Genomic DNA, 17,921 nt, shown 5'->3' on the forward strand with positions numbered 1-17,921 from the left:
CCGGCCGTGCCAGGCGCGCGCCGGCCGGCACGTCCCACCCTCGAGGAGCTCCCGTGGTGAACGAACGCAATCCCAAGAACGCCCGATCACTGGGGGAGCTGGTCAGCGACCTGCCCGGCCTCGTGATCGAGCTCGTCAAGGCCGAGGTCGCCTCGCTGAAGAACGAGCTGGCGGGCAAGGCGAAGAGCGCGGGTCTGGCCGTCGGCCTGTTCGCGGTCGCAGCCTTCCTCCTCCTGACCGCGTGGGCGACGCTGGTCGCCTTCGCGATCATCGGCATCGCCTCCTGGCTGCCGGCTTGGCTGTCGGCGCTGATCGTGACGGTCTTCTTCCTCCTGGTGGCCGTGATCCTCGCCCTCGTCGGCGTGCGCACCATCAAGAAGGCCGTGCCGCCGGTGCCGCAGGACTCGATCGACAGCATCAAGAAGGACGTCCAGGCGTTCAAGGGAGTGGGCAGCTATGACAACTGAGCGATCCGTCAGCAGCACCACGCCCCGCTTCGTCGACCCGGCCGAGCTGAAGCCCGGCCAGCTGAAGGCCGACATCGAGCGCGCCCGCTCCGAGCTCGCCGCGACCCTCGACGCGATCGAGTACAAGGTCAACGTGCCGCGCAAGGTGCGTACCGCCCAGCGGACGATCGAGCGCAAGCTCCAGGTCGTGCGCCGCCAGAACCCCTCCGCGCTGATCGCCGGAGCGGTCGGCGCCGCCGCCGCCGTGGGCCTCGTCGTCTGGGGCGTCGCGAAGCAGATCATCGAGGACTGAGTGCCGGAGGGCCCGGGGCGCTAGCGTCCCGGGCCCTCCGGCGCCAGAGCCCCCGCCGCTTTTGTGCATCGGCACGAGCGGAGGGATGATGGATCAATGACCGATCAGACCGCCGGCACGGCGGGTCCCGTTCAGTCCGCCCCCGACACGAGCGCCGCCGCTCCGGCGCCGCAGCCCCCCGCCGATCAGGATCACTCCGATCAGGCCCTGGGATACACGCTCTGGGCGGTTCTCCGCAGGGATCCCGCACGTCCGTTCACCCTCTCCAGCGACGCCGTGGATCCCGCGGTGAAGCAGTACGAGCACCTCGTCGCCCAGCTCGAGGGCGAGGGCGTGACCGTCCGCGGCACCTACGACGTCTCGGCCCTGCGCGCGGACGCCGACATCATGCTGTGGCTCACGGGCCCGGCGCCCGAGGAGCTGCAGCGGGCCTACCGCGAGCTGCGGCGCACGGAGCTGCTGGTCGGCCTCCTGCCGACGTGGAACGCGATGGGCGTGCACCGCGACGCCGAGTTCAGCTCGAACCACCTCCCCGCCTACATGCGCGGGAAGGCGCCGGCCCGCTGGCTCACGGTCTACCCCTTCGTCCGCTCCTACGAGTGGTACATCCTCCCCGAGGAGGAGCGCCGCGCGATGCTCGCCCAGCACGGGCGCCAGGGCTCGCGGTTCCGCTCCGTCCTGACCAACACGGTCGCCTCGTTCTCACTCGGCGACTACGAGTGGATCCTCGCCCTCGAGGACGAGGAGCTCGTCAACCTCGTCGACCTCATGCGCGACCTGCGCGCCACCGAGGCCCGCCGCCACGTGCGCGAGGAAGTCCCCTTCTACACAGGACGGCGCATCGACGCCGACCAGATCGCCGAGGTGCTCCGATGAGCGACACGACAAGCGAGCCGATCCTCGTCCGCGGGGCCACCCCCGCGGCGGCGTCCGGCCCCGAGCACGTCGAGGTCCCCGTGGCGTACGACGCGATCCTCCTCGCCGGCTTCGGCGGGCCCGAGGGTCAGGACGACGTCATCCCGTTCCTCCGCAACGTCACCCGCGGCCGCGGCATCCCGGAGGAGCGCCTCGAGGAGGTCGCCCACCACTACCGCCACTTCGGCGGCGTCAGCCCGATCAACGCGCAGAACCGTGCGCTGAAGAAGGCGCTCGAGGCCGAGCTCGCGAACCGCGGCATCGACCTCCCCGTGCTCTGGGGCAACCGCAACTGGGCGCCCTACATGAGCGAGGCCGTCGCCGAGGCGAAGGAGCGCGGGTTCACCAACCTGCTCGCCATCGCCACCAGCGCGTACTCCTCCTTCTCGTCCTGCAGGCAGTACCGCGAGGACTACGCGGCGGCGCTCGACGCGACCGGCCTCGAGGGCGGGCTGCGGATCGACAAGGTGCGCCAGTTCTTCGACCACCCCGGCTTCGTCATGCCGTTCATCAAGGCCGTCCACGACGGGCTCGACGAGCTGCGCGAGCGGATGCCCGACCTCGATGTCACGTCCGAGGTGGAGGTGCTGTTCTCGACGCACTCGATCCCCATGGCCGACGCCGAGCGCAGCGGACCCCACGAGCGCCACGACGACGGCACCGTCGTCGACGTGCACGAGTTCGGACCGGGCGGCGCCTACGAGGCGCAGCACCTCGCCGTCGCCGAGGTCGTCATGGCCGCCGCCACGGACGAGGACGTGCCCTGGCAGCTGGTCTACCAGTCGCGCTCCGGCCCGCCCACCCAGCCCTGGCTCGAGCCGGACATCAACGACGCCATCGCTGAGCTGCCGGCCCGCGGCCGCCGCGCGCTGCTGATCGTCCCGCTCGGCTTCGTGTCCGACCACATGGAGGTCATGTGGGACCTCGACAACGAGGCCCTCGAGACCTCGGAGGAGCACGGTCTCGTCGCGCTCCGCGTCGCGACCCCCGGCACGGACCCGGTCTACGTCTCCGGCCTGATCGACCTGGTCCTCGAGCGCGTCAACGGCGTGCCGACGGAGGACCGGCTCTCGATGACGGCGCTCGGCCCCTGGTACGACGTCTGCCGCCCCGGCTGCTGCGAGAACGTGCGAGCGGGGTTCAAGCCCGCCCTGGCGGGAGTCGCACCGTGATGAGGAGTCGTCTGTCGTGAGCATCAGAGTCGGCACCCGCGCGAGCGCGCTCGCAGTGGCGCAGACCCGGATGACGGCCGATCTGATGTCGGCCGCCGCGGGGGTCCCCGTGGAGCTGGTGCGCATCGAGTCGGACGGCGACCGCATGCGCGGCTCGCTCGCCTCCCTCGGCGGCACCGGCGTGTTCGTCAGCGCCCTGCGCGACGCGCTGCTCGCCGGGCGCTGCGATGCGATCGTGCACTCGCTGAAGGACCTGCCCACCGCTGCGGTGGAGGGCCTGCTGCTCGGAGCGGTCCCCGAGCGGGAGGACCCGCGCGACGCGCTCTGCGCCCGCGACGGGCTCACCCTGGCGACCCTGCCGGTCGGAGCCCGCGTGGGCACGGGCTCGCCCCGCCGGCGCGCGGCGCTGCTGGCCGCCCGTCCGGACCTCGAGATCGTGGACATCCGCGGCAACATCGACACCCGGCTCCGGAGGGTGCTGCCCGGCAGCGACTCGCCGCTGGACGCGATCGTGCTCGCCCTGTCCGGCCTGCGCCGCCTCGGCCGGGTCGACGCGATCACCGAGGTGCTCGGCTTCGACGTCTCCCCGCACGCCCCCGGTCAGGGAGCGCTGGCCATCGAGGTGCGCGACGAGGAGCCGTCGGAGGAGCTTCGCGCCGCTCTCGCAGCGGTCGAGCACGTGCCGACCCGCGCGGCGATCACGGCCGAGCGGTCGCTCCTCGCCTCCCTCGAGGCCGGGTGCGCCGCTCCGATCGGGGCCTCCGCGGTCGTCGAGGAGGACCGCGTCGTCCTGCACGGCGTGGTCTTCGCCGTCGACGGCGCGGCGTCCCTCGCACGGGAGGTCGCGGAACCGGTCGATAACGGTTCGGTCGGCGGTGGTCGACACCGGGCGGATCCGCAGTATGGTGGTCGCGAACTGCCCGTCGTCGAAGCCGCGTTCCGTTGCGGCTCTCTGCTCGCTGACGCGCTTCTCGGTGCGGGTGCCGCCGAACTCGCACCCCTGGGAGCCCCTTCGTGATCGTCCCCGCCGCCTACTCCCAGTGGGAGAAGCCGTTGCAGGGGTGGCGCATCCTCGTCCCCCGCGGAGGCCCGTGGGGGGACGGTGTCGCCGCCGCTCTCCGAGCCAAGGGAGCCTCGCCCGTCGTCGCTCCGATGATCAACTTCGCGCCGACCGACGACTTCCCCGCGCTCGAGCAGGCCCTCGCCGACCTCGAGGCCGGCGCCTTCGACTGGATGACCGTCACGAGCGCCACCACGGTCGATGTCCTCTCCCTCCTGCGCACCACCGTGCCCGCGAGCACCAAGGTGGCGGCGGTCGGCGAGACCACGGCGGCCGCGCTCGTCGCCGCCGGGTACTCCGTCGACCTCGTCCCCTCCGAGGACAACTCCGCCCGCGGCCTCCTGGCCGAGTGGGAGGAGGCCACCGGCGGCCGACACCCCCTGCGCGTGCTGACGCTGCGGTCCGAGATCGCCAAGCCGCTGCTCACCGAGGGCCTCACCCGCATCGGGCACGACGTGCGCTCCGTGGTCGCCTACCGCACGGTCGGTGTCCCGGTGGAGGAGCGCGTCGTGGCGGATGTCGCCGGCGGAGCCGTGCACGCGATCCTCGTCACCTCGGGCAGCGTGGCGGAGCAGGTCCAGAAGCAGCTCGGCCCGGTGCCCGAGTCGATCCTCGTCGCCGCGATCGGGCCGCAGACCGCGAAGGACGCCCGCGCCTTCGGCCTGCGCGTCGACGTCGTCGCCGACGAGCGCTCGGCCTCCTCCCTCATCGACGCGGTCGCCGCCGTCGCCACGGAGCGCGCTCCCCGCTGAGCCGCCTCTCCGGCGCGACGTCGGCCGGGAGGGGCGGGCCTCGCCCCACAGGCCGGGGACCCGCCTCTCGGCTGACGTCCTGCGTCCGGAGCACCTCCACGGGGTGGGGCGTCCGCGCTCCCGGGGGGTGCTCGGCGGGGCGGGATTACGCTGGAGGACATGACTGCCATCCGCCCGCGCCGCCTCCGCACGTCCCCCGCACTCCGCCGTCTCGTCCAGGAGACGCGCATCCACCCGGCGCAGCTGATCCTGCCCCTCTTCGTGGCCGAGGGGATCACCGAGGCCCGGCCGATCGGGTCGATGCCGGGGGTGATGCACCACTCGCTGGACAGCGTCCGCGGAGCGGTGACGGAGGCGGCCGAGGCGGGGATCGGCGGTGTGATGCTGTTCGGCGTGCCGACCACGCGCGACGCGGTCGGCTCCGGTGCGACCGACCCCGACGGCGTGCTCAACGCCGGGACGCGGGTCGTCGTGGAGGAGGTCGGCGACGCGCTGGTCGTGCAGACCGACCTGTGCCTGGACGAGTTCACCGACCACGGCCACTGCGGTGTCCTCGACGACCGCGGGCGCGTCGACAACGACGCCACGCTCCTCCGCTACGAGGAGATGGCGCTCGCCCAGGCCGAGGCCGGCTCCCACCTGCTCGGGCTCTCGGGGATGATGGACGGCCAGGTCGGAGCGATCCGCGCCGCTCTCGACGGCGCCGGGCACCTGGACACCGCGATCCTCGCGTACTCGGCGAAGTACGCCTCCAGCTTCTACGGTCCGTTCCGCGAGGCCGTGCAGTCCACGCTCGAGGGCGATCGCCGCACCTACCAGCAGGACCCGGCGAACCGCCGCGAGGGCCTGCGCGAGGCGACCCTCGACCTCGCCGAGGGCGCCGACGTGGTGATGGTGAAGCCGGCCATGAGCTACCTCGACGTGCTCTCGGACGTCGCCTCCGTCTCGGACGTGCCGGTCTGGGCGTACCAGGTGTCGGGGGAGTACGCGATGATCGAGGCCGCCGCCGCGAACGGCTGGATCTCGCGCGAGCCCGCGATCCTGGAGTCGGTCACGGGGATCCTCCGCGCGGGGGCCGACGCGGTTCTCACCTACTGGGCCGTCGAGATCGCCCGCGACCTGCTGAAGTAGCCGCTCCTCCTCCCGGGAGCGAGCCTCGGCGTCTCGTCCGAAAGCGCTCCTCCGGCGCGAGGGCGCCGGGCGGCGCGCGTACCCTGGAGGGGTGACCACCTCGGCGAACGACACCCTGTACGAGCGTGCCCGGCACGCGATCCCCGGAGGCGTCAACTCGCCCGTCAGAGCGTTCCGCTCGGTCGGCGGGACCCCGCGCTTCATGGTCTCGGCCGCCGGCCCGTACATCACGGACGCGGACGGGCGCGAGTACGTCGACCTCGTCTGCTCATGGGGCCCTGCCGTCCTCGGGCACGCGCACCCCGAGGTCGTCGCGGCGGTGCAGGAGGCGGCCGCCCGCGGTCTCTCGTTCGGCGCGTCCACTCCCGCCGAGACGGATCTCGCCGAGCTGGTCGAGGCGCGGATCACGGCCGGGGGAGTCTCGCCGATCGAGAAGCTCCGCCTGGTCTCCACCGGCACCGAGGCGACGATGACGGCGATCCGCCTCGCCCGCGGCGTCACCGGCCGCGACCTGCTGATCAAGTTCTCCGGCCACTACCACGGCCACTCCGACGGGCTGCTCGCCGATGCCGGCTCCGGTCTCGCGACCCTCTCGCTGCCCGCCTCCGCCGGCGTCACGGCCGTGACCGCGGCCCAGACGATCGTGCTGCCGTACAACGACCTCGAGGCGGTGCGCGCGGTCCTGGCCGAGCGCGGCGCCGACATCGCGGCGGTCATCACCGAGGCCGCGGCCGCCAACATGGGCGTCGTCGCTCCGGACCCGGGCTTCAACGCGGCCCTCGCCGAGCTCGTGCACGCGAACGGATCGATGCTGATCATGGACGAGGTGCTGACCGGCTTCCGGGTGAGCGCCGGCGGCTGGTGGGGGCTCGAGAACCGCGGCGCCGAGGCTCCGTACCGGGCCGACCTCTACACCTTCGGCAAGGTCATCGGCGGAGGGATGCCGGTCGCGGCTCTCGGCGGCCGTGCGGACGTCATGGACCACCTGGCACCGCTCGGGCCGGTGTACCAGGCGGGCACCCTCTCCGGGAACCCGGTCGCGGTGGCCGCGGGCATCCGGACGCTGCAGCTGGCCGACGACGCGGTCTACGCCTCGCTGGACGCCACGGCGCTGACCCTCCAGCGCGAGGTGTCGGCGGCGCTGACGGCCGAGGGCGTCGCGCACACGGTGCAGACGGCCGGGAGCCTCTTCAGCTTCATGTTCACGGACCTGGGCCGGCCGGTGCGCGACTACGCCGAGGTCCAGGCGCAGGAGTCGTTCCGCTACCCGGCGTTCTTCCACGCGATGCTCGACGCGGGCGTCTCGCTGCCGCCGTCGGTGTACGAGGCCTGGTTCGTCTCGGCCGCGCACGACGACGCGGCGATCGGGCGGATCGTGGACGCGCTGCCGGCGGCGGCGAAGGCCGCGGCGGCCACTCGGGCGTAGGCTCCGGGGCCACCCGCGGATCAGTCGGAAGGCGCCCGCCGCGCTGAAGCGGCGGACGTCCCGCGCGCCCGGCCGCCGGCGTGCGGCGACCGGGCAGGGGCCCTCAGCCCCGGCGCGAGACCGACTTCGGCAGCACGAACACCAGCGCGAAGGCGGCGACCGCCATCAGGGTGCTGAGGAGCATCGCGGGAGCCGCGGCGTCGAGGAAGCCCGAGGCGACCGTGTCCGGACCCGTGATGACGAGGCTCCCGAACAGCACGCTGCCGATGACCGCGATGCCCACGGCCGAGCCGATGCGCTGGATCGCCGAGATCACGCCGCTCGCCGCGCCCGCGTCCTGCGGGTCGACGGTCGAGACGATGAACTGCACGTTCGGGGCGATGAAGAAGCCGTTGCCGAGGCCCGCGATCAGCAGCGGCGGCAGGAGCTGCCAGTTGCTGATCGAGTCCGGGGTCGCGGTCAGCAGCACCAGCCAGACCCAGCCGAGCCCGATGGCGAGGAGTCCGCTGCCCATCACCAGGACGTTGCGCCCCAGGCGCGCGGTCATCCGGTTGCTCTGCGAGGAGCTGATGATGCTGCCGATCGCGAAGGGGATCGACACCAGGCCCGACTCGAGCGCGGTGTGGCCGAGGCCCGACTGCCAGAGCAGCGAGATGGTGAAGAAGATGCTGGTGAAGGCCGCGAAGTAGACCAGCGCGAGGATCACGCCTCCGGTGAAGGCCGGGTGGCGGAACAGCGACGGCGGCACCAGGGGAGCGCGGCCGCGGCGGACGTGGAGGACCTCCCAGGCGCCGAACGCGGCGAGGAGCAGGACTCCGCCGGCGATCGAGAGGAAGGTCCACAGCGGCCAGCCCTCGTCCTCGCCCTGGATGAGCGGGACGAGCAGGGCGACCAGGCCGCCGGAGACGAGGACGAGGCCGAGCCAGTCGACGCCTCCGCTCGGGGCGCGGTCGCCGGCCTCGAGGTCGCGGCGGGCGGGGAGGAGGACCGCGGCGGCGATCAGGGTCGCGACGCCGATGGGCAGGTTCACCCAGAAGACCAGGCGCCAGCCGTTCTCGTCGCCGAAGGCCTGGATGATCAGGCCGCCGATGATCGGGCCGAGCGCCGACGAGACGCCGAGGACCGCGCCCATCACCGCGAAGGCCTTGCCGCGCGAGGGGCCGCGGAAGAGGAGCTGGATGTAGGCGTTGACCGCCGGGACGAAGACGCCGCCCGCCAGGCCCTGCACGATGCGGGCGATGACGAGCTGGGTGTCGTCCGCGGCCAGTCCGCACGCGAAGCTGGCGACGGTGAAGAGGGCGATGCCGCTGACGAAGACCCACTTGTGCCCGAAGCGGTCGCCGAGGCGGCCGGCGGGGATGAGGGCGAGGCCGAACGCGAGGGCGTAGCCGGAGATGATCCAGGAGAGCGTCGACTCGGAGGCGTCGAGCGTGGTGCGGATGGTGGGCAGCGCCACGTTCACGATCGTCGTGTCGAGCAGGGCGATGAACATGCCCGCGAGCAGGACGATCAGCGAGCGCCAGGCGCGCTTGTCGGGGGCGGGAGGGGCGCCGGTCGATCGGGCGGTCGACGTCTCGGTCATCGCAGGAGTGCCTTTCGAGCAGGGGGGGGGGAGGGGGTGGTCCGTCAGACCTGTTCGAGGGACGCGACCGGATGTCAATGCTCGCAGGAGAAACCGGGTTTCCGCACGCCGGGATCTGTAGGGGCCTTCAGGCGGAGGGCGCGCCGCAGGCTCGCCTCGCGGGGCGTCAGCGGATGCGCGACTCCGCCAGACGGGCGCAGTCGATGCAGAGCTCGGCCGTGGGCCGGGCGGCGAGGCGGGCGGCCCCGATCGGGCGGCCGCACGAGGCGCAGTCCCCGTAGCCGCCGGTGCCGAGGCGGGCGCGAGCGGCGTCGAGCTCGCGCGCCGTGCGGGCGAGAGCGTCGCGGACTCCGGCCATCCGCGACCACTCGGCCGAGAGCGGCGTGCCCTCCGGGTCGTGCTCGTCATCGGCGGTGCCGTCGGCACGGTCGCGCAGGAGCTCGGCCAGCGAGGCCTCGAGCCGGGCCGCCTCGTCGCGCGTCTCGGCCTGCCGCTCGGCCAGCAGCGCGTCGAGGAGGCGCGCCTCGTCCGGATCCATCGGCATCCGACCATGCTGCCACCCACGCGGGCGGCGGGGCATCGTTGTGCGATCCGGCGCTGACCCGGCGGCGGGCGGCGGGGCAGACTAGAGGCATGCCCGTCGTGACCGTGCTCCCCGACCGCCTCGAACTCCGCCTCACCGCGGCCGAGCGACTGCTCGCGTTCCATCGCAGCGACGTCGTCGTCGACCGGTCGAGCATCCGCTCGGCGACGGTCACCGAGGACCCCTGGATCTGGGTGCGGGGCATCCGCGCGCCGGGCACCGCGGTGCCGCTCACGCTCGCGGCCGGCACGTGGAAGTTCCACGGCGGCAAGGACTTCCTGCTGATCAAGCGCACCGCCTCGGCCGTCGTGATCGACCTGGTCGACGAGGACTACTCCCGCCTGATCGTGAGCACCAAGCACGCTCCCGAGCTGATCGCGGCCCTCCAGCTGGGGACGACGACCGCGGCGATCCCCGTGATCGAGACCGACGACCTCGTGATCGTCCCCGAGGTCGCCGAGCAGGCGGAGCGGGCCCAGGCGGCCGCCGCGGAGAAGCGCGCGAAGAAGAAGGCGAAGGCGGCGGAGGCCGCGGCCGTGGCCGCGGAGGCGGCGGGTCCGGCGACGGTGGTCGAGGGCCGGGAGGCTGCGAGCGGCGGGAGCGCGGCGGCAGCGGCGACCGCGGCTCCGGAGGCGGACGGCGCCGCGGAGGACGTCGCGGCTCCGACGGAGTCAGCAGCGGGGGCCGCTCCGAAGAGCCCGAAGGCCACTCCGAAGGCCGCTCCGAAGACGAGTGCTCGGACCGCCGCGAGCACGCCGGCCGGGTCCGGGGGATCCGCGCCCGTGGACGTCATCGGCTCCGAGCCGATCGAGTCCGCAGCCCCGGTGAAGCCCGCGGAGCCGAGGCCCGCCGAGCCGAAGCCCGCGGAGCCGAAGCCCGCCGAGCCGAAGTCCGCGGGATCGAAGCCCGCCGAGCCGAAGCCCGCCGGATCCGAGTCCGCCGAGCCCGCCCCCGCGAAGCCGGCTCCGGCCGCGAAGCCCGCGCCGAAGCCCCGCACGCCGGCGAAGCCCCGCGCCGCGCGCCCCGACTCCTCCGTCGGTCACGCGTCGGCCGAGCCGAGCGGCGCCACCGAGGCTGCGGAGTAGCGCACCGCCGCACGAGCAGCCGCCCCGCAGCGCCGGCCGGGGCGCCCCCTCCTCCACGCTCGAGGCGGGCGGACGCCCTCCGGCGACGCCGTGCACTCAGGCGCGGACATCCACCAGCGTCCGACCATGCGAGCGGCCGGCGAGCACGTCCTCGGCCGCGTCGACCGCCCCGCCGAGCGGCACCGTCGTCGTCAGCTCGTCGAGCAGCTCCAGGTCGAGGTCGTGAGCCAGGCGGCGCCAGGCCTCCTCGCGGAGCTTGCGCGGCGCCTCCACCGAGTTGATGCCGGCCAGCGTCACTCCGCGCAGGATGAACGGCATCACGCTCACCGGCAGGTCCGGCCCCTGCGCGAGACCGCATGCCGCCACGGTCCCGCCCCACCGCGTCTGCGCGAGGGCGTTCGCGAGCGTGTGCGAGCCGGCGGAGTCCACCGCTCCCGCCCAGCGCTCGGACTGCAGCGGCTTCCCGCCCTCCTGCACCTCGGCGCGGTCGATGACGTCGGAGGCGCCCAAGCGCTGGAGCAGAGCGCCGTGCTCGCCGAGCCGGCCGGTCGAGGCGACGACCTCGTGGCCCAGGCGCGCTAGGAGCGCGACGGCGAGCGACCCCACGCCTCCCGAGGCCCCCGTCACCAGGACGGGACCGCTGCCCGGCCGCACGCCGTGCCGCTCGAGCGCCAGCACGGCCAGCATCGCCGTGAAGCCCGCGGTGCCGATCGCTCCGGCCCGTGCCGCCGAGATGGCGCCGGGAAGCCGGAGCAGCGACGCGGAGTCGACACGCGCCCGCTCGGCGAGCCCGCCGTCGTGGCGCTCGCCGAGGCCGGCGCCGTTGAGCACCACCCGGTCGCCGGAGTCGAAGCGCTCGCCCGCCTCGCCGTCCGCGTACTCCACGGTGCCGACCAGGTCGATGCCGGCGACGAGCGGGGTGCGGCGCACGATCCCGGGCCGCCCCGCCAGCGCCAGGGCGTCCTTGTAGTTGACGCTCGAGTACTCGACGGCGATCGACACGTCGCCGTGCGAGCGGTCGGGATCGTCGCGCTCGAGGAGGCGGGCTCGGTTGGGGGTGTCGGTGTCGGAGTCGGAGTGCCGCTCGACGACGATGGCTCGGTACATGGGCCCACGCTACGCCCGCGGGCCCGCGGCCGGGCGGTCAGTTCAGGGGCCGGGTGCCCTCGGGGAGCGATCCGCCGGAGTAGAGGGCGGAGGCCGCGTCCTGGAGCGCCGTCAGGGCGACGCGCTGCGTCCACGGACCGTAGGAGACGCGGGCCAGCCCGAGCTCCTCGAAGCGGGCGGGGGACTGCGATCCGGGGACGCCGATGACGCTGACCCGCTGCCGCCCGAGGGCGGCGACGAGGGACTCCAGCTCGGCGTCCTGGAGCAGCCCGGGGACGAAGAAGCAGGTGGCGCCGGCGTCGAGGTAGGCGCGGCCGCGCTCGACGGCGTCGGCCAGGACCTCATCGCGGTCGCGGTCGCCGGCACGGAGGAGCACGTCCGTGCGGGCGTTGAGCGCGAAGGGCACCGCCTCCTCCTCGGCCGCGGCGACGGCCTTCTCGACCGCCCGCAGCGCCTCCGGGAGCGGCTTCGCCTGGTCCTCGAGGTTCGCGCCCACGACGCCGATCCCGATCGCGCGCCGGACCGTCTCGCCCGCGTCGCCGTAGCCCGCCTCGAGGTCGGCCGAGACCGGGACCTCGACGGCGGCGACGATGCGCTCGATCATGCCGAGGTGCAGCTCCAGCGGGATCCGCTCGCCGTCCTCGTAGCCGAACGCCGCCGCGATGGAGTGGCTGGCGGTCGCGAGCGCCCGGGTCTCCGGGAGCGCGGCGATCGTGGTCGCGCTGATCACGTCCCAGACGTTCACCACCTGCAGCAGCTCGGGGGCGGTGTGGAGGTCGACGAGGGTGCGTCCGCGCGCTTCGATGCTCATGGCACGAGCGTAGGGCCCGCGTGCGCGGCGCAGGCCGCCGCATCGCAGTCCGCGCACACGACGAGCTGGGCGCGGCAGGAGAGGTCGGTGCAGTTGCGCATCCGGCTGGTCGGCGCGGCGCACGAGGTGCAGTGGCCGAGCACCTCGGCGTCGGGGGAGAAGGAGACGGAGCCGCGGCCGTCGAAGACGTACAGGGCCCCCTTCCACAGCCCGCGGTCGCGCCGCGCCTCGGCGTAGCGGACGACGCCTCCGTCGAGCTGGTACACCTCGCCGAAGCCGCGCGCCGTCATCAGGCTCGACAGCACCTCGCAGCGGATGCCGCCGGTGCAGTACGTGACGACGGGCCGGCCCTTGAGGTGGTCGTAGACGCCGGCGTCGAGCTGCTCGACGAACTCGCGGGTGCTGGAGACCCCCGGCACGATCGCCCCCTCGAACCTGCCGATCTCGGCTTCGAAGGCGTTGCGGCCGTCGAAGAGCACCACGTCGTCGCGCTCGGCGACCAGGGCGTCCAGCTGGTCCGGGTCGAGCCGCGGCGCCGTCCCGACGACCCCGTCGGCGTCGACCCGCAGCTCGTCGGGCGCGCCGAACGAGACGATCTCGTCGCGCACCTTCACCGAGAGACCGGGGAAGTCGAGGCTGCGGCCGTCGTCGTCGAGGCCGGAGCCGTCGCTCCACTTCACCTCGAGCCCGTGGAAGGCCGAGTGCTCACGGGTGCGGCGGACGTAGCGCTTCAGGGCGTCCATGCCGCCGCCCAGCGTGCCGTTCACCCCGTGCTCCGAGATCAGCAGGCGCCCGCGCAGGCCCAGCGACTCGCACAGCTCGCGCTGCCACAGCCGCACGGACTCGGGGTCGGCCAGCGGCACGAAGCGGTAGAACAGCAGGATCTTCGGCAGCACCGGCACATCCTACGAGGACGTCCGGACCGGGGCGCGGCGTGTGGCAGCATCGTCGGGTGCCCGACGCCTCCGCCCCCGTGCCGCACTCCCGCCTCGAGGACGTCTTCGGTCTCGTCACCGGTGCGTTCGTCGTGTCGCTCGGCCTCTACCTGCTGCGCGCGAGCCAGGCGGTCACGGGCGGCACCGCGGGTCTCGCACTGCTGCTGGGGTACCCGCTCGACATCCCGTTCGGCGTGATCCTCGTCACGGTCAACGTGCCGTTCCTCGCCCTCTCGCTGTGGAAGAAGGGCTGGCGCTTCACGCTGCGGACCATGTTCTCGATCGTGCTGGTCTCGGTCCTGGCGGGGCTGCACCCGCTGGCGTTCGGCGAGCTGCGGATCGAGCCCGTCTACGGCGTCCTCACGGGCGACGTGCTCGCGGGGATCGGCCTCCTGATCCTCTTCCGGCACGGGTCGAGCCTGGGCGGATTCAGCATCGTCGCCCTGATCGCGCAGGAGCGGCTCGGCTGGCGGGCGGGCTACGTGATGATGGCGCTCGACGCGTGCGTGGTCGCGGCCGCGCTGCTGGTGGTGCCTCCGCTGAACGTGCTGATCTCGGCGGCGGGAGTGGTGGTGCTCAACCTGGTCCTGGCGTTCAACCACCGGCCCGGGCGCTATCTCGGGTCCTGACCCCCTCCGCAAGCCCTTCGGCGCGCACCGCCGGGTTCCTAGGCTGAGGGCGCGGGCCCCCGCCCGCCCTTCCCGAACGGAGAAACCGGATGTCCGACTGGACCTACGACCCCTACGCCCGCCTCGGCGAGGTGCCGACCTTCGCGCTCGAGAGCGACGACATCGCCGACGGTGCGCCCCTGTCCGCCCGCCACTACGGCGAGGGCTCCGGCGGCGAGGACGTCTCGCCGCACCTGCGCTGGTCGGGAGCCCCCGCCGATACGAAGAGCTTCGCCGTGACGGTGTTCGACCCCGACGCGCCCACCGGCTCCGGCTTCTGGCACTGGGCCGTCTACAACCTCCCGGCCGACACCACGGAGCTCCCGACGGGAGCCGGAGCCGCCGGCTTCGAGCTGCTCCCGGCGGGCGCGCAGACGCTGCCCAACGAGATGCGGCTGCGCCAGTTCGTCGGAGCGGCGCCGCCGGACCGCGAGCACCGCTACTTCTTCGTGGTGCACGCCCTCGATGTCGAGTCGCTCGACCTCGACCCGGAGTCGACGCCGGCGATCCTCGGCTTCAACGCGCACTTCCACGCCCTCGCGCGGGCGCAGATCGTCGCCACGGCGACGCCGGACGGCGCGAAGGACTGACCGCTCCGCGGGGAGCGCGCGCTACCCGAAGAGGGTGCGCGCCTCCTCGTAGCGGGCGTCCGGCACCGTCTTGAGGGTGCCGAGCGCCTCGGCGAAGTCCACGTGGTAGATGTCGGTGCCGCGCAGGGCGACCATGCGGCCCCAGTGCTCGGCGACGACGGAGTCGATGGCGGCCATGCCCAGGCGGGTCGCGAGGACGCGGTCGAACGCGGTGGGCGTGCCTCCGCGCTGGATGTGGCCGAGCGTGGTGGCGCGGGTCTCGATGCCGGTGCGCTCCTCGATGAGCGGAGCCAGCAGCTCGCCGATGCCGCCGAGGCGGGGCCGGCCGAAGGCGTCGAGGCCGCGCTCGGAGTGGGCGTCGTCCATCGTGTCGAGCGAGAAGCCCTCGGCGACCACGACGAGCGGTGCGCGCCCGCGGTCCTGCGCGCTCTGCACCCACTCGACGATCCGGTCGAGGGAGGTGCGCTTCTCCGGGATGAGGATGACGTGGGCGCCCGCGGCCATGCCGGAGTGCAGGGCGATCCAGCCGACGTGGCGGCCCATGACCTCGGCGACCATGCAGCGGCCGTGCGAGTCGCCGGTGGTGCGGAGGCGGTCCATCGCGTCGGTCGCGATGCCGACGGCGGTGTCGAAGCCGAAGGTGTAGTCGGTGGCGCCGAGGTCGTTGTCGATGGTCTTCGGGACGCCGACGATCTTGAGGCCCGCGTCCGTGAGGCGCTTGGCCGCGGCCAGGGTGCCCTCGCCGCCGATCGCGATGATCGAGTCGATGCCGTTGCGGTCCATCATCTCGGCGATCTTCTCGGGGCCGCCGTTCTCGCCCTCGAAGGGGTTCGTCCGGCTGGTGCCGATGATCGTGCCGCCCTGCTTGGCGATGCCCTGGATCTCGGGGCGGCCCAGGGGCAGGAGGTCGCCGTCGACCACTCCGCGCCAGCCGTTCCGGAAGCCCACGAACTCCTGGTCGTAGACCTTGATGCCCTTGTAGACGGCACCGCGGATGACGGCGTTGAGGCCGGGGCAGTCGCCACCGGAGGTCAGGATCCCGATCTTCACCCGCTCAGGTTAGAGGACCCGGTGAACGGATGTGCACGCGGACGACGACGGGCCCTTCCTCGCCGCCTCGAGGAAGGGCCCGTCGTCGTGCTCTGTGCTGGTGGGACTAGGTCGTGACGAGCTCGCCGTTGACGCCGCGGGGGAAGAATCCGCCGGTGCGCGTGCCGGCCGCGGGGTTCAGGTACACGATGTTGAGGACCTGGCCCGGGGTGCGGCTGAACGCGATGGAGCTGCCGTCGGTCGGGACGATGTTCGCCTGGCCGTTGACCTTGACGCCCTGGTCGAGGTCGGTCTTGCCGTCGAGGCTGTCGCGCGCGTCGGAGAGCTTGTTCGCCGAGTCGGACAGGTCGGCGGCGTAGATCGCCGAGCGGATCGCGCCCGCGTGGTACGCCTCCACCGCGAGGATGCCGGCGGCCGCGTCGAGGTAGGTCTTCGACTGGATGAGCGGGGCGGCGCCCTTGTAGGCGGTCACTCCCACGTCCTCGAAGACGAAGGCGCCGAGCAGGAAGTTCGACTCGCTCGCGAACGGGTCGAACGACTGACCGGCCTTGATCAGCCCCGCCGCAACGGCGGCGGAGTTGAAGCTGTCCTTCAGGTTGATCGCCGGGCGAGCCACCTTCGCGGTGCCCAGCGCGGCCCGCAGGAACTGCACGTGGGCCTTCTCGTCGTTCGCGACCTCGGTGGCGAAGCTCTTCAGCCACGGGGTCTTGAAGTCGACGGGGCGGCCGCCGATGACGCCGCCGGGCGTGCCCTTGCCGGTCACGTCCGAGCCGCCGAGGCCGGTGCCGTAGACGGCGCGGAGGTAGAACTCGGCCTCGAGGTACTCGAGGTTGAGGGCGAAGTTGAGGATCGAGGCGTCGCTGGGGCCGCTGGCAGCGACCTCCTCGGCGGAGGCGGTGGGCGCGGCGAGGGCCGCGGCTCCGATGCCGAGGCCGGCGACGCCGGTGGCCTCGAAGAAGCGGCGACGGTCGAGAGCGGTCTCAGAGCTCTTGACGATCGCGTTGCGGATGAAGGTCGTGTCGAACATGTGCGCATCTCCAGTGTTAGGCGGGTGCCGGGCAGCTGGAGCGCCGCCGCGACAGCGCGAAGCTACGCCCGGGACCGACCTGCTGACCAGTGGAAACGGGCGATCGGATCCGCGCATGTGTTCACGCCGTCTGAACCAATCCGCCGGGCGTGTCGCTCCGAACACGTCGTGGATGGGGGTTCTGCGGAGGAGCGTCCGATCCGGTGTCGGAGCCGCCGGTTAGCATCACTGCGTGTCGATCCCCGCCCCCGCTCCCGAGCCCTCCTGGGCGACGGTCTACGCGCCGTCGGAGCCCGTGAGCCTCGAGCTCACCCTCCGCACGCTGCTGCGGGGCTCGGGCGACCCGACCATGCTCCTCGACGCGTCCGGCTTCTGGCGGGCGTTCCGCACGCCGCTCGGCCCGGGCACCCTGCATCTGCGGCAGGCGGTGGACGGCGCGGTCCACGCGCGCGCCTGGGGCGGGGGAGCGGAGTGGCTGATCGACGCGGTCCCCGAGCTCCTCGGCCACGGCGACGACTGGAGCGGGCTCGACCTGTCGGCCCACGCGCCGCTCGCCGAGGTGCTCCGCCGCTCGGCGGGCCTGCGCCTCACGCGCGCGAACCTGGTGTTCGAGATGCTCGCGCCGTCGGTCCTCGAGCAGAAGGTCACGAGCACGGAGGCGTGGCGCGCCTACCGGGTGCTGGTGCGCCTCCACGGGGAGCCCGCCCCGGGGCCGGTCGCTCTGCACGTGGCTCCGAGCGCGCAGCAGTGGCGACGGGTGCCCTCGTGGGACTGGCACCGCGCGGGAGTGGATCCGCGGCGCTCGCGGACCGTCCTCACCGCCGCGCTCGTCGCCTCCGGCCTCGAGCGGACCCTCGCGCTCGGGCGGGGCGGCGACGAGGTCGCCCGCCGGCTGCAGTCGGTGCCGGGGATCGGGCCGTGGACGGCGTCCGAGGTGATGATGCGCGCCCACGGCGATCCGGACGCGGTGAGCGTGGGCGACTACCACCTGGCCGCGGCCGTCGGCTTCGCGCTCACGGGCCGGCTCGGGGTCGACGACGACGGCATGCTCGAGCTCCTCGAGCCGTGGCGCGGGCACCGGCAGCGGGTCATCCGGCTGATCGGCTGCAGCGGAGCGAGGAAGCCGCGGCACGGCCCGCGGATGACCATCCAGGACCACCGCCGGCACTGATCCGCTCCTCCACAGGGGCGGCTCGCAGGCGAGTCGGCGCGACCACCGCGTCACGCCGCGTTCGCGCGGCGGGTCGGGCTTAGCCTCGGAGGATGCA

At 73.4% G+C, this 17,921-nt stretch carries 19 protein-coding genes; 12 read left to right on the forward strand and 7 right to left on the reverse strand.

The window, feature by feature from the left end; all coding sequences use genetic code 11:
- Window positions 1–56: 56 nt before the first annotated feature.
- The 8 genes from C5C55_RS04775 to hemL all read left to right on the forward strand — a co-directional run bounded on the left by C5C55_RS04775 (window position 57) and on the right by hemL (window position 7,215).
- Window positions 57–467 (forward strand): phage holin family protein, encoded by a 411-nt coding sequence (locus C5C55_RS04775; RefSeq protein ID WP_244229489.1) that lies wholly within the window; start codon window positions 57–59, stop codon window positions 465–467.
- Window positions 457–759 carry a DUF3618 domain-containing protein gene (locus C5C55_RS04780; protein WP_104222879.1) on the forward strand — a complete coding sequence of 101 codons (303 nt, stop codon included), beginning with the start codon at window positions 457–459 and terminating at the stop codon, window positions 757–759. The genes C5C55_RS04775 and C5C55_RS04780 overlap by 11 nt, the downstream gene beginning before the upstream one ends.
- 96 nt (window positions 760–855) lie before the next feature.
- Window positions 856–1,635: a hydrogen peroxide-dependent heme synthase gene (gene hemQ / locus C5C55_RS04785; RefSeq protein ID WP_104233087.1), complete on the forward strand. Its 780-nt coding sequence runs from the start codon at window positions 856–858 to the stop codon at window positions 1,633–1,635.
- Complete coding sequence (locus tag C5C55_RS04790) at window positions 1,632–2,846, forward strand: ferrochelatase (RefSeq protein WP_104233088.1); 1,215 nt, start codon at window positions 1,632–1,634, stop codon at window positions 2,844–2,846. The genes hemQ and C5C55_RS04790 overlap by 4 nt, the downstream gene beginning before the upstream one ends.
- 16 nt (window positions 2,847–2,862) lie before the next feature.
- A complete protein-coding gene (gene hemC, locus C5C55_RS04795) occupies window positions 2,863–3,864 on the forward strand; it encodes a hydroxymethylbilane synthase (protein ID WP_104233089.1) in 1,002 nt (333 codons plus the stop codon).
- A complete protein-coding gene (locus C5C55_RS04800) occupies window positions 3,864–4,658 on the forward strand; it encodes a uroporphyrinogen-III synthase (protein WP_104222950.1) in 795 nt (264 codons plus the stop codon). Before hemC ends, C5C55_RS04800 begins: the two co-directional genes overlap by 1 nt.
- A 159-nt stretch (window positions 4,659–4,817) precedes the next feature.
- Entirely contained in the window at window positions 4,818–5,789 is a 972-nt protein-coding gene (hemB, locus tag C5C55_RS04805) for a porphobilinogen synthase (RefSeq protein WP_104233090.1), read from the forward strand.
- Between the two features lie 91 nt (window positions 5,790–5,880).
- Complete coding sequence (gene hemL / locus C5C55_RS04810) at window positions 5,881–7,215, forward strand: glutamate-1-semialdehyde 2,1-aminomutase (RefSeq protein ID WP_104233091.1); 1,335 nt, start codon at window positions 5,881–5,883, stop codon at window positions 7,213–7,215.
- A 103-nt stretch (window positions 7,216–7,318) separates the two neighbouring features.
- Here hemL and C5C55_RS04815 read toward each other — a convergent pair whose 3' ends face one another.
- Both C5C55_RS04815 and C5C55_RS04820 read right to left on the reverse strand, forming a co-directional pair.
- Entirely contained in the window at window positions 7,319–8,797 is a 1,479-nt protein-coding gene (locus tag C5C55_RS04815; RefSeq protein ID WP_104233092.1) for an MFS transporter, read from the reverse strand.
- Between the two features lie 166 nt (window positions 8,798–8,963).
- On the reverse strand, window positions 8,964–9,341 hold the full coding sequence (locus C5C55_RS04820) for a TraR/DksA family transcriptional regulator (RefSeq protein WP_258060010.1): 378 nt from the start codon (window positions 9,339–9,341) through the stop codon (window positions 8,964–8,966).
- An 89-nt stretch (window positions 9,342–9,430) separates the two neighbouring features.
- On the opposite strand from C5C55_RS04820, the gene C5C55_RS16935 reads away from it, so the two are divergent.
- A complete protein-coding gene (locus C5C55_RS16935; protein WP_308471102.1) occupies window positions 9,431–10,465 on the forward strand; it encodes a hypothetical protein in 1,035 nt (344 codons plus the stop codon).
- A gap of 96 nt (window positions 10,466–10,561) precedes the next feature.
- Here the strand turns inward: C5C55_RS16935 and C5C55_RS04830 are convergent, their stop codons facing one another.
- The 3 genes from C5C55_RS04830 to C5C55_RS04840 are packed head-to-tail and all read right to left on the reverse strand — an operon-like array spanning window position 10,562 to window position 13,279.
- The gene (locus tag C5C55_RS04830; protein WP_104233093.1) at window positions 10,562–11,572 is read right to left on the reverse strand and encodes an MDR family oxidoreductase; all 1,011 of its coding nucleotides are present in this window, start codon (window positions 11,570–11,572) and stop codon (window positions 10,562–10,564) included.
- 37 nt (window positions 11,573–11,609) lie between these two features.
- Window positions 11,610–12,383: an isocitrate lyase/phosphoenolpyruvate mutase family protein gene (locus C5C55_RS04835; RefSeq protein WP_104233094.1), complete on the reverse strand. Its 774-nt coding sequence runs from the start codon at window positions 12,381–12,383 to the stop codon at window positions 11,610–11,612.
- Complete coding sequence (locus C5C55_RS04840) at window positions 12,380–13,279, reverse strand: rhodanese-related sulfurtransferase (protein WP_104233095.1); 900 nt, start codon at window positions 13,277–13,279, stop codon at window positions 12,380–12,382. Before C5C55_RS04840 ends, C5C55_RS04835 begins: the two co-directional genes overlap by 4 nt.
- Before the next feature lie 56 nt (window positions 13,280–13,335).
- Between C5C55_RS04840 and C5C55_RS04845 the strand changes: the two genes are divergently transcribed.
- Together C5C55_RS04845 and C5C55_RS04850 are read left to right on the forward strand one after the other, a co-directional pair.
- Complete coding sequence (locus C5C55_RS04845) at window positions 13,336–13,947, forward strand: YitT family protein (protein WP_244230588.1); 612 nt, start codon at window positions 13,336–13,338, stop codon at window positions 13,945–13,947.
- Between the two features lie 89 nt (window positions 13,948–14,036).
- On the forward strand, window positions 14,037–14,576 hold the full coding sequence (locus tag C5C55_RS04850; protein ID WP_104233096.1) for a YbhB/YbcL family Raf kinase inhibitor-like protein: 540 nt from the start codon (window positions 14,037–14,039) through the stop codon (window positions 14,574–14,576).
- A gap of 21 nt (window positions 14,577–14,597) precedes the next feature.
- On the opposite strand, the gene C5C55_RS04855 is transcribed toward C5C55_RS04850, so the two are convergent.
- Window positions 14,598–15,626, reverse strand: a complete 1,029-nt coding sequence (locus C5C55_RS04855) for a 6-phosphofructokinase (protein WP_104233097.1) — start codon at window positions 15,624–15,626, stop codon at window positions 14,598–14,600.
- 106 nt (window positions 15,627–15,732) lie between these two features.
- Window positions 15,733–16,653 carry a ferritin-like domain-containing protein gene (locus tag C5C55_RS04860; protein ID WP_104222865.1) on the reverse strand — a complete coding sequence of 307 codons (921 nt, stop codon included), beginning with the start codon at window positions 16,651–16,653 and terminating at the stop codon, window positions 15,733–15,735.
- 232 nt (window positions 16,654–16,885) lie between these two features.
- On the opposite strand from C5C55_RS04860, the gene C5C55_RS04865 reads away from it, so the two are divergent.
- Window positions 16,886–17,824 (forward strand): DNA-3-methyladenine glycosylase, encoded by a 939-nt coding sequence (locus C5C55_RS04865; protein WP_258072500.1) that lies wholly within the window; start codon window positions 16,886–16,888, stop codon window positions 17,822–17,824.
- Window positions 17,825–17,921: the final 97 nt, after the last annotated feature.

The organism is Rathayibacter sp. AY1C2 (assembly GCF_002931195.1).
In the GTDB taxonomy this organism is placed as follows: domain Bacteria; phylum Actinomycetota; class Actinomycetes; order Actinomycetales; family Microbacteriaceae; genus Rathayibacter.